This window comes from Pseudomonas sp. s4 (assembly GCF_046764235.1).
In the GTDB taxonomy this organism is placed as follows: Bacteria; Pseudomonadota; Gammaproteobacteria; order Pseudomonadales; family Pseudomonadaceae; genus Aquipseudomonas; species Aquipseudomonas asiatica.
In genome coordinates this window covers 4,350,976-4,367,531 of the sequence record NZ_CP177209.1, presented here as the reverse complement: position 1 = coordinate 4,367,531, position 16,556 = coordinate 4,350,976, and the positions used below count along the sequence as shown (strand labels likewise).

Annotated in this window: 12 protein-coding genes and 1 other RNA gene; 7 read left to right on the top strand and 6 right to left on the bottom strand. The window is 63.0% G+C overall.

Going from position 1 to position 16,556, the window contains the following annotated elements; all coding sequences use genetic code 11:
• Positions 1 to 132 precede the first annotated feature (132 nt).
• Positions 133 to 2,532, bottom strand: coding sequence for a xanthine dehydrogenase molybdopterin binding subunit (gene xdhB, locus ACK56M_RS20240; RefSeq protein ID WP_015271157.1), 2,400 nt, complete (start codon positions 2,530 to 2,532; stop codon positions 133 to 135).
• Positions 2,525 to 3,979 carry a xanthine dehydrogenase small subunit gene (xdhA, locus tag ACK56M_RS20235; RefSeq protein ID WP_015271156.1) on the bottom strand — a complete coding sequence of 485 codons (1,455 nt, stop codon included), beginning with the start codon at positions 3,977 to 3,979 and terminating at the stop codon, positions 2,525 to 2,527. The genes xdhB and xdhA overlap by 8 nt, the downstream gene beginning before the upstream one ends.
• A gap of 268 nt (positions 3,980 to 4,247) precedes the next feature.
• Between xdhA and ACK56M_RS20230 the strand changes: the two genes are divergently transcribed.
• From ACK56M_RS20230 to ffs, 5 genes are all read left to right on the top strand, one after another.
• On the top strand, positions 4,248 to 4,907 hold the full coding sequence (locus ACK56M_RS20230; RefSeq protein WP_015271155.1) for a GntR family transcriptional regulator: 660 nt from the start codon (positions 4,248 to 4,250) through the stop codon (positions 4,905 to 4,907).
• A 3-nt stretch (positions 4,908 to 4,910) separates the two neighbouring features.
• Positions 4,911 to 8,399, top strand: a complete 3,489-nt coding sequence (smc, locus tag ACK56M_RS20225) for a chromosome segregation protein SMC (protein ID WP_411958960.1) — start codon at positions 4,911 to 4,913, stop codon at positions 8,397 to 8,399.
• A 205-nt stretch (positions 8,400 to 8,604) separates the two neighbouring features.
• Entirely contained in the window at positions 8,605 to 9,495 is an 891-nt protein-coding gene (zipA, locus tag ACK56M_RS20220; RefSeq protein WP_015271153.1) for a cell division protein ZipA, read from the top strand.
• Between the two features lie 238 nt (positions 9,496 to 9,733).
• A complete protein-coding gene (gene ligA / locus ACK56M_RS20215; protein WP_411958959.1) occupies positions 9,734 to 12,064 on the top strand; it encodes an NAD-dependent DNA ligase LigA in 2,331 nt (776 codons plus the stop codon).
• Between the two features lie 330 nt (positions 12,065 to 12,394).
• Positions 12,395 to 12,491: signal recognition particle sRNA small type (gene ffs, locus ACK56M_RS20210), an RNA gene on the top strand.
• A 154-nt stretch (positions 12,492 to 12,645) separates the two neighbouring features.
• Here the strand turns inward: ffs and ACK56M_RS20205 are convergent.
• The 3 genes from ACK56M_RS20205 to ACK56M_RS20195 all read right to left on the bottom strand — a co-directional run bounded on the left by ACK56M_RS20205 (position 12,646) and on the right by ACK56M_RS20195 (position 14,295).
• Complete coding sequence (locus ACK56M_RS20205; RefSeq protein WP_223997978.1) at positions 12,646 to 13,203, bottom strand: hypothetical protein; 558 nt, start codon at positions 13,201 to 13,203, stop codon at positions 12,646 to 12,648.
• Between the two features lie 106 nt (positions 13,204 to 13,309).
• Positions 13,310 to 13,735, bottom strand: a complete 426-nt coding sequence (locus tag ACK56M_RS20200) for a hypothetical protein (RefSeq protein WP_015271150.1) — start codon at positions 13,733 to 13,735, stop codon at positions 13,310 to 13,312.
• A 137-nt stretch (positions 13,736 to 13,872) separates the two neighbouring features.
• The gene (locus ACK56M_RS20195) at positions 13,873 to 14,295 is read right to left on the bottom strand and encodes a helix-turn-helix domain-containing protein (protein WP_061551050.1); all 423 of its coding nucleotides are present in this window, start codon (positions 14,293 to 14,295) and stop codon (positions 13,873 to 13,875) included.
• 82 nt (positions 14,296 to 14,377) lie between these two features.
• On the opposite strand from ACK56M_RS20195, the gene ACK56M_RS20190 reads away from it, so the two are divergent.
• Both ACK56M_RS20190 and ACK56M_RS20185 read left to right on the top strand, forming a co-directional pair.
• Positions 14,378 to 14,866, top strand: coding sequence for a DUF2938 domain-containing protein (locus ACK56M_RS20190; RefSeq protein WP_085664012.1), 489 nt, complete (start codon positions 14,378 to 14,380; stop codon positions 14,864 to 14,866).
• A gap of 368 nt (positions 14,867 to 15,234) precedes the next feature.
• Positions 15,235 to 15,510 carry a hypothetical protein gene (locus ACK56M_RS20185; protein WP_411958958.1) on the top strand — a complete coding sequence of 92 codons (276 nt, stop codon included), beginning with the start codon at positions 15,235 to 15,237 and terminating at the stop codon, positions 15,508 to 15,510.
• A 181-nt stretch (positions 15,511 to 15,691) separates the two neighbouring features.
• Here the strand turns inward: ACK56M_RS20185 and ACK56M_RS20180 are convergent, their stop codons facing one another.
• Entirely contained in the window at positions 15,692 to 16,459 is a 768-nt protein-coding gene (locus ACK56M_RS20180) for a substrate-binding periplasmic protein (protein WP_411958957.1), read from the bottom strand.
• Positions 16,460 to 16,556 lie beyond the last annotated feature (97 nt).

Below are 16,556 nucleotides of genomic sequence, written 5' to 3'. Positions count from 1 at the left end.
TAGGAGCGGCCTTGTGTCGCGAAAGGGCTGCGCAGCAGCCCCAGAAATCCATGTTGCTGTACAGTTTTTTGGGGCCGCTGCGCGGCCCTTTCGCGACACAAGGCCGCTCCTACAAAAAGCGGGCCGGCGGAGTTACTGGGTGACGGTTTCCAGCTCCGGCTCGGCAGGTTGCGCTGCAGCCACCGCCTTGCGCATCTGCTCGCAACCCCACAACACCCGCTCCGGCGTCGCCGGTGCATCCACCTGTGGCTGCACGCGGTAGTCGGCGATGCTGGCCACGGCGTCCTTGATCGCGCACCAGGCGGCGATGCCGAGCATGAACGGCGGTTCGCCCACGGCCTTGGAGTGGAACACGGTGTCCTCAGGGTTCTTGCGGTTTTCCACCAGCTTTACCCGCAAATCCAGCGGCATGTCCGCCACTGCCGGGATCTTGTAGCTGGCCGGGCCGTTGGTCATCAGCTTGCCCTTGGCGTTCCACACCAGTTCTTCGGTGGTCAGCCAGCCCATGCCCTGGATGAAGCCGCCTTCCACCTGGCCGATGTCGATGGCCGGGTTCAGCGAATCACCCACATCGTGCAGGATGTCGGCGCGCAGCATCTTGTATTCGCCGGTCAGGGTGTCGACCACCACCTCCACGCAGGCGGCGCCGAAGGCGAAGTAGTAGAACGGCCGGCCACGTGCCTGGCTGCGGTCGTAGTAGATCTTCGGCGTGCGGTAGAAACCGGTGCTGGACAGCGACACTTGGGCAAAATAGGCCTGCTGCACCAGCTGCTCGAAGCTGACGATCTGGTCGCGCACGCGCACATGGCCGTTGCGGAACTCGACGTCTTCCTCGGTCACCTGGTAGTGCCGCGCGGCGAACTCGGTCAGGCGCTTCTTGAGGATCTCCGCAGCGTTCTGCGCTGCCTTGCCGTTCAGGTCGGCACCACTGGAGGCAGCGGTCGGTGAGGTGTTGGGCACCTTGTCAGTATTGGTGGCGGTGATCTGGATACGGCTGAAATCGACCTGGAAGATCTGCGCCACCACCTGTGCCACCTTGGTGTTCAGGCCCTGGCCCATCTCGGTGCCACCGTGGTTCAGGTGGATGCTGCCGTCGGTGTAGATATGGATCAGCGCACCGGCCTGGTTGAGGAAGGTGGCGGTGAACGAAATACCGAACTTGACCGGGGTCAGCGCCAGGCCCTTCTTCAGGATCGGGCTGTTGGCGTTGAAGCGGCGGATCGACTCGCGGCGCTCGGCATAGTCACTGCTGGCTTCCAGTTCGGCGGTCATCTCTTCGAGCATGTTGTGCTCGACGGTCTGGTAGTAGTGGGTGACGTTGCGCTCGGTCTTGCCGTAGTAGTTGGCCTTGCGCACCGCCAGCGGGTCGCGGCCCAGGTGGCGGGCGATGTGGTCCATCACCTGCTCGATGGCGACCATCCCCTGCGGGCCGCCGAAGCCGCGGTAGGCGGTGTTGGAGGCGGTGTTGGTCTTGCAGCGGTGGCCGTGCACGGTGGCATCGCCCAGGTAGTAGGCATTGTCGGAGTGGAACATGGCGCGGTCGACGATCGAACCGGACAGGTCGGGCGAGTAGCCGCAGTTGCCGGCCAGGTCGAAGTTGATGCCGTGCAGGCGCCCGTCGTCGTCGAAGCCCACGTCGTACTCGACGTAGAACGGGTGGCGTTTGCCGGTCATGGTCATGTCTTCGACCCGTGGCAGGCGCATCTTGGTCGGCTGGCCGGTCAGGCGCGCCACCACGGCGCACAGGCACGCCGGGCTGGCGGCCTGGGTTTCCTTGCCACCAAAACCGCCACCCATGCGGCGCATGTCCAGCACCACCTTGTTCATTGGCACGTCGAGTACTTCGGCGACCAGTTTCTGCACTTCGGTGGGGTTTTGCGTGGAGCAGTAGACGATCATGCCGCCGTCTTCGGTGGGCATCACCGAGGAAATCTGCGTTTCCAGGTAGAAGTGCTCCTGGCCACCGATGTGCAGGGTGCCCTGGATGCGGTGCGGTGCACTGGCCAGGGCAGCGGCGGAATCGCCACGCTGGTGGGTGTGGCTGTCGAGCACGAAGTGCTTCTTGCGCAATGCCTCGACCACATCCAGCACCGGTTCCAGGTCTTCATACTCGACGATGGCGGCCATGGCCGCACGGCGTGCGGTGTCGAGGTCGCGGGCGGCCACGGCGAGCACCGGCTGGCCGAAGAACTCGACCTTGTCGATGGCCAGCAGCGGGTCGCCGGCCACCACCGGGCCGATGTCCTTGAGGCCAGGGATGTCTTCGTGGGTGATGGCGATACGCACGCCCTCGAAGGCATAGCACGGCGTGGTGTCGATGCGCAGGATGCGCGCGTGGGCGCGGTCGGCGGTGCGCGCATAGACGTGCAGCTGGTTGGGGAATTCCAGGCGGTCGTCGATATACACCGCCTCGCCGGACACATGCTTGTCGGCGCTGTCATGCTTGACGCTGCGGCCGACCCCGGTGGTCAGGTCTTGGCTGAACAGTTCGGCCATCTCGGCCTGGCTCTTGGCTACGTGATGGTTAGACATAAGCGGTCACCCGGGTTTCGATGTACGGCGTTTGCTGTTCGATGAAGTACTTGCGCAGCAGGTTCTGGGCGGTCAGCAGGCGGTATTCCTTGCTGGCGCGGAAGTCGCTGAGCGGGGTGAAGTCTTCCGCCAGGGCCTGGCAGGCGCGCTCGATGGCAGCCTGGTTCCACGGCTTGCCGCGTAGCGCTGCTTCGCAGGCACGGGCCCGTTTGGGGATTGCCGCCATGCCGCCGAAGGCGATGCGCACACCGCTGACCACGCCGTCTTCGATGCTCAGGTTGAAGGCGCCGCACACGGCAGAAATGTCATCGTCCAGGCGCTTGGACACTTTATAGGCGCGGAACGCCCAATCGCTGGTGGCGCGCGGCACGATGATTTTCTCGATGAACTCGCTGTCCTGGCGGGCGGTGATGCGGTAGTCGATGAAGTAGTCTTCCAGTGGCATCACCCGCTGGCGATCGCCCTGGCGCAGGACGATCTGCGCATCCAGGGCAATCAGCAGGGGTGGCGAGTCACCGATTGGCGAAGCGTTGCCGATATTGCCGCCCAGGGTGCCCTGGTTGCGGATCTGCAGCGAGGCGAAGCGGTGCAGCAGGGCACCGAAGTCCGGGTATTCCTCGTTCAGCGCACCGTAGCAGTCGGTGAGCGGTGTGGCGGCGCCGATTTCCAGGTGGCTGGCGGTTTTCTCGATGCGCTTGAGCTCGGCCACATGGCCTACGTAGATCATCACCGGCAAGGTCTTGTGAAACTGGGTGACTTCCAGTGCCAGGTCGGTACCGCCGGCCAGCAGCCGCGCTTCGGGGTGCGAGCTGTACAGGTCGGCCAGGTCGGCCACGGTCAGTGGCACCAGGCAGCGCTTGTCGCCACTGTTCAGTTCGCCGGTCTGGGTTGGGGCAATGGCCTTGAGGCGGCTGATGGTCTGTGCCTGCTGGGCATCGAACTGGTCGCGGCAGGGCTGGCGGCAGCTCTGCTCGGCGGCGTCGAGGATCGGTCGGTAGCCGGTGCAGCGGCACAGGTTGCCGGCCAGGGCTTCCTGGGCCTGGTGCAGGTCGGGGCCGCTGCTGTTCTTCTGCAGGGCGAACAGCGACATGACGAAGCCGGGTGTACAGAAGCCGCACTGCGAGCCATGGCAATCGGCCATGGCCTGTTGCACGCTGTGCAGCTGGCCCTGGTGCTTGAGACCCTCGACGCTGATCAGTTGCTTGCCGTGCAGCGACGAGACGAAGGTCAGGCACGAGTTGAGGCTACGGTAGCGGATGCTGTCGTTGCCTTGGTCGTCCTGGGTCAGTTCGCCGACCACCACGGTGCAGGCACCGCAGTCACCACTGGCGCAGCCCTCCTTGGTGCCAGGTTTGCCCAGGTGCTCGCGCAGGTACTGCAGCACCGTCATGTTCGGGTCCAGGGCATGCTCACTACGCAGCTCCTGGTTTACGAGAAACTGGATCACGGGGATGGCCTCGCAATGGTTTTATTGTTGTTGGGCGGACTCTAAGCAAGAGCTGTCCAGCTGGTCAATATTTTTCTGACTCAAAGGTCAAGAAATTGCTCATGTCCAAGCCCGGCCGCACACATTGCCCATATTCCAAGCATAGAACGCGCCGGGCGTGTGGTTGCCTTGCAGGTCAAATAAACCGCCAGGCCCCTCTGCGCGATCAGCGGCCAAGTACGCTACAATCCGCTCCTTGTGCCCAGTTCAATGATTTTGAAGGAAAACCATGACGTTCAAGGCCCCGGACAGCCTCTCCGAGCAGATTGCCGATTACCTGGCCGAACGCATCATCCGTGGCGAGCTGGCGCCAGGCGAGCGTATCCAGGAGCAGAAGGTCACCCAGGCACTCAACGTCAGCCGCGGCTCGGTGCGCGAGGCGCTGCTGATCCTCGAACGCCGCCACCTGGTGGCGATCCTGCCGCGCCGGGGTGCCCATGTGACCGAGCTCGACGAGCGCAGTGTGCGCAGCCTGTGTGCACTGATGGGCGAGTTCTACATCCTGCTGGGTAACGCGGTTGCGCAAAAATGGCGCACCGATGCCGACCTGCGCCCGTTCCTGGAGATCCAGCAGCGCCTGCAGCGAGCCCATGACCAGCTGGACATCAAGGCCTTCGTCGCCGACAGCTTCGCGGTCATGCGGGCGGCCTATCCGTTCGCTGACAACCCTTTCCTGCAGGAAACCGTGGAAAACCTGCAGCCGGCGATGAGCCGTGCCTACTACCTGTCGCTGGACCAGCGCCAGGCCAACATGATCGATTACCTGGACCTGTTCGCCCGCCTGCTCGACGCCGTGATCGCCCGTGACCTGCCGCGCATTCGCGAGGTGCTCACCGCCTATGGCCAGCGCAGCTGCGAACTGGTGCTGGCGGCGTTGGCCCGAGGCTGACCGATGCGCCTGAAGTGCATTCGCCTGGCCGGGTTCAAGTCGTTCGTCGACCCGACCACGGTCAACTTCCCCAGCAACATGGCGGCCGTGGTCGGCCCCAACGGCTGTGGCAAGTCCAACATCATCGATGCCGTGCGCTGGGTGATGGGCGAAAGTTCGGCGAAGAACCTGCGCGGCGAGTCGATGACCGATGTCATCTTCAACGGCTCCAGTGGCCGCAAGCCGGTCAGCCAGGCCAGCATCGAGCTGGTGTTCGACAACAGCGAAACCACCCTGGTCGGCGAATACGCCGCCTACGCCGAGATCTCGATCCGCCGCAAGGTCACCCGCGACGGGCAGAACAGCTACTACCTCAACGGTACCAAGTGCCGCCGGCGCGATATCACCGACATCTTCCTCGGCACCGGCCTGGGGCCTCGCAGCTACTCGATCATCGAGCAAGGCATGATCTCCAAGCTGATCGAGGCCAAGCCCGAGGAGCTGCGCAACTTCATCGAGGAAGCCGCCGGTATTTCCAAGTACAAGGAACGCCGCCGGGAAACCGAGAGCCGCATCCGCCGCACCCAGGAAAACCTGGCGCGCCTGACCGACCTGCGCGAAGAGCTGGAACGCCAGCTGGAGCGCCTGCACCGCCAGGCCCAGGCAGCCGAGAAGTACCGGGAATACAAAGCCCAGGAACGCCAGTTGAAGGCGCGCCTGTCGGCCTTGCGCTGGCGTGATCTGGACGAACGGGTGCGCCAGCGCGAGGCGGTGATCGGCGACCAGGATGTGTCCCATGAGGCGCTGGTGGCCGAGCAGCGCAATGCCGATGCCAGCATCGAGCGCTTGCGCGATGGCCATCACGAATTGTCCGAGCGCTTCAACCAGGTGCAGGGCCGCTTCTACTCGGTGGCCGGTGACATCGCCCGGGTCGAGCAGAGCATCCAGCACGGCCAGCAGCGCCTGCGCCAGTTGCAGGATGACTTCAAGGAAGCCGAGCGCACGCGCCTGGAGACCGAGTCGCACCTCGGGCACGACCGCACCCTGCTGGCTACCTTGGGCGAAGAGCTGGCAATGCTCGAACCCGAGCAGGAAATGACCCTGGCCGCTGCCGAAGAAGCCGCCGCTGCCCTTGAAGAGGCCGAGCTGGGCATGCACGGCTGGCAGGAACAGTGGGACAGCTTCAACAGCCGTTCCGCCGAGCCGCGCCGCCAGGCCGAAGTGCAGCAGGCGCGTCTGCAGCAGCTGGAAGCCAGCCTGGAACGCCAGGCCGAGCGCCAACGCAAGCTGGGCGAGGAGCGCGAGCTGCTGGGCAGCGACCCGCAGGATGCGGCCATGCTCGAACTGGCCGAGCAGCTGGCCAGTAGCGAAATGTTGCTGGAAGAGTTGCAGTTGTCCGAAGAGCAGGTGGTCGAGCGCCTGGAAGGCGCGCGTGAACAACTGCAGCAGGCCACCCAGGCCCAACAGCAGGCGCAGGGCGACCTGCAACGCCTGGGAGGCCGCCTGGCCTCGCTCGAAGCCTTGCAGCAGGCTACCCTGGAGCCGGGTGCAGGTGCTGCGGACTGGCTGCAGGGCCAAGGCCTGGCGCAACGGCCGCGGCTGGCTGAAGGGTTGCGGGTTGAGCCGGGCTGGGAGCTTGCGGTAGAAACCGTGCTTGGCGCCGACCTGCAGGCTGTACTGGTGGACGACCTCGGTAACCTCGATTTTGCCGGCCTGGAGCAGGGCGAGTTGCGCTTGCTGCTGGCGAGCGGTACCGGCTCGTCGCTGCCTGGTAGCCTGCTGGAAAAGGTCGAAGGCCGTGTCGACCTGTCGCCCTGGCTAGGCCACGTCAAACCCGTGGAAGACCTTGCCCAGGCGCTGGCACAGCGCGCGTCGCTCGGTGAAGGCCAGAGCCTGGTCAGCCGCGATGGCTACTGGGTTGGCCGACACTTCCTGCGGGTGCGCCGTGGCGGCGAAGCCGAAGGCGGCGTGCTGGCACGCGGCCAGGAGATCGAGCGCCTCGGCCAGGAGCAACTGGAGCAGGAAGCGGCGCTGGAGCAGTTGGAACAGCAACTGCAGGCCCTGCGCGAGCAGCAGCTGGACCTTGAAGAACAGCGTGAACAACTGCGCCGTCGCACCCAGGAAGAAAGCCGCCTGCATGGCGAGCTGAAGGCCAACCTGTCGGCTGGCCGCGCACGTGCCGAGCAGGTCGAACTGCGCCGCCGGCGCCTGCAGGAAGAGCTGGCCGAACTGGAAGAACAGCGCGCTCTGGAACATGAGCAACTGGGCGAAGCCCGCCTGCTGCTGCAGGAGGCCCTGGAGCTGATGGCCCAGGACACCGAGCAGCGCGAGCAGTTGATGGCCCGCCGCGACACTTTGCGCGAAAGCCTCGATCGCGTGCGCCAGGAGGCCCGCCAGCACAAGGATCACGCCCACCAGCTGGCTGTCCGCCTGGGCTCGCTGCGTGCCCAGCACGACTCCACCCGGCAGGCACTGGAGCGCCTGGAGCAGCAGGCCGCGCGCCTGATCGAGCGCCAGGAGCAACTGAGCCTGAACCTGGAAGAGGGCGAGGCCCCGCAGGAAGAACTGCGCCTGAAGCTGGAAGAGCTGTTGGAGCAGCGCATGAGCGTCGACGAGGAAATGCGCCAGGCCCGCCTGCACATGGACGAAGCCGACCGCGAACTGCGTAACGCCGAAAAGCGTCGTACCCAGGCCGAGCAGCAGGCCCAATTGCTGCGTGGCCAGCTGGAGCAGCTGCGCCTGGAGTGCCAAGGCCTGGATGTGCGGCGCAAGACCTTGCAGGAGCAGTTGCTGGCCGATGGCTACGACCTGCAAGGTGTGCTCGCCACTCTCGAGGCCGAGGCCAGCGAGCAGGGTACCGAACAGGAGCTGGAGCAGCTCGAGGCGCGTATCCAGCGCCTGGGGGCGATCAACCTGGCGGCCATCGAAGAGTACGAGCAGCAGTCCGAGCGCAAGCGCTACCTGGACGCCCAGGACGCCGACCTGGTCGAAGCCCTGGAGACCCTGGAAAACGTCATTCGCAAGATCGACAAGGAAACCCGCAACCGCTTCAAGGATACCTTTGATCAGATAAATGCCGGATTACAGGCACTTTTCCCAAAAGTTTTCGGTGGTGGCAGCGCTTATCTGGAACTGACGGGCGAAGATCTACTCGATACAGGGGTAACGATCATGGCGCGGCCACCGGGCAAGAAGAACAGCACCATCCATCTGCTGTCCGGCGGCGAGAAGGCACTGACCGCATTGGCGCTGGTGTTTGCCATCTTCAAGTTGAACCCCGCACCGTTCTGCATGCTCGACGAAGTCGACGCGCCGCTGGACGATGCCAACGTCGGGCGCTACGCCCGTCTGGTCAAGGAAATGAGTGAAAGCGTGCAGTTCATTTACATCACCCATAACAAGATTGCCATGGAGATGGCGGATCAGTTGATGGGGGTGACCATGCATGAACCGGGCTGTTCACGTCTGGTTGCCGTCGACGTGGAGGAGGCCATGGCCATGGTCGATGCCTGATGCTCGACGATAAGGGCATATTCCGTAGCGAAATGCCCCCGCCATGTGCGACAGACGGTGTAAAGTTGTCTTTGGTCGTGCTAGCTTAATGTCACTCGTTTTTTGCGTGGGTAAAACGCCTGTCAGAACATAGAGTTGGCGCCACGTGTTAAAGGGCTTTGAACCCTTTGTTTTCAAGCATATTTTTATAGAGGCACGGGATTACATGGAAATCGGTCTGCGCGAGTGGCTGATCGTCATCGGCATCATTGTCATTGCCGGGATTCTTTTCGACGGCTGGCGCCGCATGCGCGGCGGGAAAGGCAAGTTGAAATTCCGTCTGGATCGCAGTTATTCCAACCTGCCGGACGAAGAGGGCAATGCCGAAGTGCTTGGCCCGTCGCGGGTGCTGGATACCCACAAGGAGCCTGAGCTGGACGAAAGCGACCTGCCGTCGCTCAGTGCTTCTGCGCGTGATCGCGAGCGCGAGCCCAAGCCGGCCAAGGCTGCCAAGCGCGGCAAGCGCGCCACCGCTGCTGCGGATGCACAGCAGGGCGACCTGAACCTCAGCGCCGAGCCACGCGAGCCCGACCTGTTTGCCGACAGCGATGACGACTTTGCCGCGGAAAATACCCGCAGCAACGGTGCTGCGCCTGCCAGCAGCAGCGTCAAGGAGCTGCCGCCGGCCGAGGAAGTGCTGGTGATCAGTGTCATCTCCCGCGACGAGGGTGGCTTCAAGGGCCCGGCGCTGCTGCAGAACATTCTGGAAAGCGGCCTGCGCTTCGGCGAAATGGACATCTTCCACCGTCACGAGAGCATGGCCGGTCACGGCGAGGTGCTGTTCTCCATGGCCAACGCCGTCAAGCCCGGCGTGTTCGACCTGGACGACATCGACCACTTCAGCACCCGCGCGGTGAGCTTCTTCCTCGGCCTGCCGGGCCCGCGTCATCCGAAGCAGGCCTTCGACGTGATGGTGGCTGCGGCACGCAAGCTGGCGCACGAACTGAACGGTGAGCTCAAGGACGACCAGCGCAGCGTGCTGACCGCCCAGACCATCGAGCACTATCGCCAGCGCATCGTCGAGTTCGAGCGCCGTGCGCTGACCCAGAAGCGCTGACAGATCCAGACGAAAGAGCAGCCTCAGGGCGTGCTGGTCGGTTCGGGTGTTGTTATCGCCTGTTCCGGCCTCTTCGCGGGTAAACCCGCTCCTACAGGGACACCACAGCCCTTGAGGTTTGTGGTGTCCCTGTAGGAGCGGGTTTACCCGCGAAGAGGCCGGCACAGGCAATAAATACCTCAAACCCCCGGCACCACCCCCAGGCTGCTCTTTTGCTTTGCAAGAGAAGACAAATTCCATGACCGCCGAAACCCGTATCCACGAACTGCGTGCCGAGCTCGACCAGCACAACTACCGCTACTACGTGCTCGATGAGCCCAGTGTGCCCGATGCCGAATACGACCGCCTGTTCAACGAGCTCAAGGCGCTTGAAGCCGAATGCCCGCACCTGGTAACCCCCGACTCGCCCACCCAGCGCGTCGGTGGCGCAGCCCTGGCCGCGTTCAGCCAGGTCCGCCACGAAGTGCCCATGCTCAGCCTGGGCAACGCTTTCGAAGAAGCCGACCTGCGTGAGTTCGGCCGCCGCGTGGTAGACGGCCTCGACCAGCCCGGTGCGGTCGACTACAGCTGCGAGCCCAAGCTCGACGGCCTGGCCGTGAGCTTGCTGTACCGCGACGGTCTGCTCGTACAGGGCGCCACCCGTGGCGACGGCACCACCGGCGAAGACATCAGTGCCAACGTACGCACCGTGCGCAACATCCCGCTCAGGCTGCAAGGCGAGGGATGGCCTGCGGTGCTGGAGGTGCGCGGCGAGGTGTACATGAGCAAGGCCGGTTTCGACCGGCTCAACGCCGCCCAGGCCGAAGCCGGTGGCAAGACTTTCGCCAACCCGCGCAACGCCGCAGCCGGCAGCCTGCGTCAGCTGGACTCGAAAATCACCGCCAGCCGGCCGTTGGAGTTCTGTTGCTATGGCGTCGGCCAGGTGTCTGCGAGCATTGGCGACAGCCACATCGGCATCCTCGAACAGCTCAAGGCGTGGGGGTTGCCGATCAGCCGCGAACTCAAGCATGCCGCCGGTATCGAAGAATGCCTGGCCTACTACCGCGACATCGGCGAGCGACGCAACAGCCTGCCCTACGAAATCGACGGCGTGGTGTTCAAGGTCAACAGCCTGGCCGCCCAGCGCGAACTGGGCTTCCGTGCTCGTGAGCCGCGCTGGGCGATTGCCCACAAGTTCCCGGCCATGGAGGAGCTGACCGAGGTGCTGGATGTCGAGTTCCAGGTCGGCCGCACCGGCGCGGTAACGCCTGTGGCGCGCCTTAAGCCGGTCAAGGTGGCCGGTGTGACCGTGTCCAACGCCACCCTGCACAACATGGACGAAATCGCCCGCCTGGGCCTGCGCATTGGCGACACGGTGATCATCCGCCGCGCCGGTGACGTGATTCCGCAGGTGATGCAGGTGGTGCTGGAGCGCCGCCCGGAAGATGCGCGCCCGGTGCAGGTGCCGAGTGAGTGCCCGGTATGCGGCTCGCAGGTCGAGCGTACCCAGTTGGTCAAGCGTAGCAAGGGCAAGGAAACAACCAGCGAGGGGGCGGTGTACCGCTGCGTCGGTCGCCTGGCCTGTGGCGCCCAGCTCAAGCAGGCAATCATCCACTACGTGTCGCGCCGCGCCATGGACATCGACGGCCTGGGCGAGAAGAGCGTCGAGCAACTGGTGGACGAAGGCCTGATCGGCTCGCCGGCCGACCTGTACAAGCTGGAATTCGACCAGGTCGTCGGCCTGGAAGGCTTTGCCGAAGTGTCCAGCAAGAAGCTGCTGGATGCCATCGAAGCCAGCAAGCGCCCGGGCCTGGCGCGCTTCATCTACGCCCTGGGTATCCCGGACGTAGGCGAGGAGACCGCCAAGGTGCTGGCCCGCTCGCTGGGCAGCCTGGCGCGCGTGCAGCAAGCGCTGCCGCAGGTGCTCACCTACCTGCCGGACATCGGCCTGGAGGTGGCGTACGAGATCCACAACTTCTTCGAGGACGAGCACAACCGCAAGGTCATCAAGCAGCTGCTCGACAGCGGCATGCAACTGCAGGACGAAGGCGAGCTGGCTGCCGAATTCGCCGCCAGCACCACCCTGGCCGGCATGATCGCCAAACTCGACATCGCCTCCGTTGGCCCGACCGGTGCCGAGAAGCTGGTGGCCAAGCTAGACAGCCTGGACAAGATCATCGCCGCCGACGGTATCGACCTGCGTCAGGCCCTGGCGGCCAAGCAGGCCGAAGCCGTGCGCGAGTTCTTCAAGGATGAAGCCAACCAGAAGCTGGCCCGGGACATCGAGGCACAGTTGCTGGCGTTCGGCATGCACTGGAGCAGCGAGAAGAAAGTGGCCGAAGGCTTGCCGCTGGCTGGCCAGACCTGGGTGCTGACCGGCACCCTGGAGCGCATGAGCCGCGACATCGCCAAGGAAAAGCTGGAAAGCCTGGGGGCCAAGGTGGCGGGTTCGGTATCCGGCAAGACCCACTGCGTGGTGGCGGGGCCGGGGGCGGGGTCCAAGCTGGCCAAGGCCAGTGAGTTGGGCGTGAAGGTGCTTGATGAAGATGCCTTCGTCACCTTCCTGGGCGAGCAGGGCATCGCTGTCTAGCAGGCCAATGGCAGATGTTGCTGCTTGCACAGTCCTTGTGGGAGCGGGCATGCCCGCGAACACGGGCGAAGCCCGTGCCATCCACCGCGGCGCCTGCTTCGCGGCGGTTCGACGCCTCGGCACGCCCGCTCCCACAAGTCCTGCGCTGGTCTTGCTGTCAGCGCTAACCCTGTAGGAGCGGGTTCACCCGCGAATTGGCAGCTCCAGGCCACCCCGGCCCGGACAAGTCATTGAGAAATGATGACTTTTTCTCCTCCAGAGGTTGTATCTGCCCCCAAGACCGGTACAATGGCGCCACTCGCTGTTCAGCGAGCCTTGTAGTGGTGGCCCCATCGGTCCCCCCGCATTGATTACCCGTTAACCTGGTCAGGCCCGGAAGGGAGCAGCCATAGCGGGAACATCGAGTGCCGGGGTGTGGCTGGTGGGGCCGCCTCCATTTCAGGTCCTTGAATTCTCAAGGATTTCTCGCTTTACCCAACTTCGCTCTGGTTTGGCCGCCAGTCCTGCCGCGACCGCGCCGATGCAGCGGAGTAGGCGCTGTCGTCCTACCCGCATCGAAAGCCGCTATCAGCAGGCGTTCATTACTTCAAAGAAACCTGTCTGGTCTCAAGTTTGAGTTCCTTCAGGCGCTTCAGCAGCGTGTTGATATTTGTGCGTGCCGAACCTTCATTGGCCAGGCGCAGGCGCTTGATCGCGATAACGGAGTCGCCAACGCCAGCGGTAAAGGGCGTCCTGATGATCTCTCGGAAAATTACGGTGTTTGTAGCGGACTCGGTCAACGTATATTCAGCCTCGCAGGTAACTTCGAAGTCCAGGCCAAAAATGGGTTGGTCGACGCGTAGCAGGTTGGCGCGCAGGGTGTAGGCGGCTGGTGCTTCGCCAAGCAGGTCAGCACTGGCAAGTGATTGTTTGAGTGCAGCGCCAAAGTCCGGGCCGTCGATTTCCGAAGTCCAGAGCGGGTTGGTGGCGTCTCCGCCATTTACTTCGGTTACCTGAATATTGCGATGCAGGCGTTGATCGTAAAACTGCGCATCGGTCTGGTCGGATGCCACGGACATTCCGGAGATTTGAGCAGGCGAAGCGCACCCTGTGCAAAGGGCAATAAATACCGAGACCAGAAACACACGGAAGTAGGTCACTTTAATAATCCTTGAGTGAGATGCCGGTAGTGCAAGACGAAAGCCATACATCGTGTATGGCTTCAACTATTGAAAGGCCGAGCGTCGCGCTGTGCGGCAGATGCCTTTACAGGTTGTATTTCTCATCGATTCTGCGTTTGTCGAGCGTGTAGCGCTTGAGGTCGATCGAGTCGGATTCCAGCTTGGCATCGAGTTCGTCCATGTCGTGCTTTTTCAGCGTTGCAACATGGGCTTTGGTGGCTTGGTAGTTGATCATCTCTGCAGCGTCATGCCCACTCACCGGGTCCCACAGAATGGAAAGCGGCCAGAACAGCAGGTTCACCACGCCAAAGCCATATGCACGACCATAGAACGAGCCGCCACCTGGAAGCAGGCCAAGGCCGGCAGCAAGCCCTGGGCTTTTTTCTTCAACCGCGAGGTTTCTGGCGCGATAGCTGGCAAGTTCCGACTCTTGGGCCGAATTGAGGCCGGTAGCACAACCAGTGGTCAGCGCTATCAGTGCGGCAGCGGTCAGATTTCGAATTGTGGACATGCAACATTTCCTGAGTGTGAGTACTGTTCTCGGCGCACGGCTGGGCGCGGAGGCGCGTAACTCTACACTGAGTAGTGGCGTATTGATATCGTATTGCCATTACTCTATTCAGATGATGATGCATCCAGATGGTGGTTTTATCCTGGCCGCTTAAAGGCAACTGTTGAACTGCCCTGTTTTTTCCCATGCCCTGCCGCCGACAGCTTCATCAGCCGCTGGAATTTCGGGCATTCCAGGTGATCTTCCTCAGGGCACTGCGCCGCATGCCGCAGGCCCTTGCTCATCGCCTGCAAGCGCCTGATCCGTGCATCCAGTTCGTCGGCCTTGGCGATCAGCATCTGCCGGTCGACCTGCAGGTCCACCAGCATCGCCCCCACTTCATCCAGCGAAAACCCCGCAGCCTGGCCCAGGGCGATCAGCGCCAGCCGGTCTGCAACATCGGCTGCGAACTGCCGCCGCTGGCCAGGCCCGGCGAGTGACTTGAGCAGGCCTTTCTTCTCGTAGTAGCGCAGCGTCGAGGCGGGTACGCCTGTGCGCTTGGCGACGTCGGCAATGTCCATTTCGGGCCCTTGACTTGAAGTTGACTTCAACTTCTATGCTGCGCGGCATGGTGATGACCGTCAATCTTGGAGGGCTTGTTCAATGACCTTTACTGCGATGTTTTCCGCTGCCTTGCCGATTGGTATCGGTGCCACGATGGTGATGGACTTGTGGGGGCTGCTGCTTAGGCGAATGGGTGTCGCCACGCTGAACTTCGCCATGGTCGGGCGTTGGGCGGGGCATTTGCTGCACGGGCGTGTGCGGCACCAGGCGATTGCCAAGGCGGAACCGGTGCGGCATGAGCTGGCGTTGGGGTGGGGGATTCATTACGCCATCGGCGTGCTGTTCGCGATGCTGCTGGTCATGATCGTGGGGGAGGGCTGGTTGCTGGCACCGACATTGTTGCCCGCGCTGGTTGTCGGTGTGGTGACGGTCGTGGCGCCTTTGTGCTTCATGCAGCCGGCGATGGGCGCGGGGTTCTTTGCGTCGAGGACGCCGACGCCTGCGCGCAACTGCTTGAAGAGCCTGGCCACGCATTCTGTGTTTGGCGTTGGGATGTTCTTGAGTGCGGGTTTGGTTGCGGCTGTGTGAGAGCGACATTCCTCAAGACGAGCAATCGGTAGCAGGAATGCGATCTGCTTTCAGGATGCTTCCTACAACGGTCAGGGCAATTTCCCGCTTTTTCTGTAGGAGGTGTCGAAATATCCTACGCACTCCGTCGACTCCCGTCTGATTGTCCCGGGAATCACCGCCCACTAGGCTTTTGCGGTCGCTGTCGGTTCAGCGATCGGGTGTGGAAGCCTGGGCAGTACACGGGACGGTTGTCATTTATGGCGGCTGTGCGCGGGAGGTATTCGTACCTGCCGGGTCTACCGTGTACCTGGTCTTCCACCCCGCGTACAGTTGCCACCCTAATGCGTGGAAGCGGAAGGGGACAACACAGCCAACACGGAGCTGTCATGAAAAAACTGATCCCCGATCCACCCCACGTTTTCGAGCTTCCCCAAGGTAAATCCCTTTCCCGCGCGATCAGCGAAGGCATCGTGCCGATGGAGTTCGCGTTGATGAATGTCACCCACTATCTGATGTTTGCCTATAGCGACAGCCGGCGGGCGCTGGAGCGTATCCAGGACGAGGAGACGCGGCAGTTGCTGGAGCACGGGTTACGGGCCATGCAGATTGCCTGGGGGCAGGCGGATGCTGTGGCACTGGCAGTTGAGCGTAGAAGCCAGTGAAGTCGGCCTTGGAGTAAGTAGAGATAGCAGGGATATCAATTAACCCTGTGGGAGCGGGTTTACCCGCGAAGAACGCGACGCGATGGATGGCACCGGCTTTGCCGGTGTTCGCGGGTGAACCCGCTCCCACAGCGGGCGTGCAATTTTCGGGCGGGTTTGTCTTTCATCAGGTATGCGTGGCTCAGGGGCGAGCCACAGACATGGGTTCTTGGTTGCCCGTCCCCCCATACCGCTGCACAATCCGCTCGATCTCCCCCGACTGCTTCATTCGCACCAGCGCCCGCAGCAGCCTTTGGGTCGGTATCGACGGGTCATTGCGTACCATGCACCCCAGGTCCTGTTCTTCCAGTACTGCCAGCGCTTGCAATTGCTGTTCGGTGGGCAGGCCCTGGTTGAACCACTGCAACGACAGCTGGTTGCTTACCGCATGCCGATAGCGCCCGGCTTGCAGCTTCTGCAGTACCAGCAACTGGCTGCGGCTGTCCTCGCGGTGCAGGCGACCCTGGGCGAGCAGCGGTTGCAAGGTCGAATAGGTGTAGCCAAGCACCGTACCGATGGCCTGGGCAGGCAATTGCTCCGGGGGCAGCGGAGTACTATCGCCAGCGCGCCCTACCAGCAGGTCTCGCTGGTGCAGCAGTGGAATGCTCCAGACAAAATCCCCTGGCCGGTCATTGAACCACTGGGTGCTGACATAGCAGCGCACATCGATATCACCGCTGTTCATCGCCTCCTGCAGGCGCAGGCGGGCCATGACGTGGTATTCAGGGCGGATGCCCACTTCCTTGGCCAAGGCCTGCATCAGGTCGTACAGCATGCCTTCCACCGGCTGGTCGCCTTCGATGCGCACCAGCGGCATGCTCCAGCTCTCGGCGACAGAAAAACGCACCACGGGCTGTTCAGCCTGGTTGTAGGTGCTCCACAGCAGCAACAGGGCCAGCAGTCTTCGCAAAGGCGATCCTCCCTGGATGGCGCGCCAGTTTCAAAGTTTAGACGACTTGCGCAGGGTGCAATTTTGCCCCCGCTCCGCTAGCATTAGCGATCTTCCG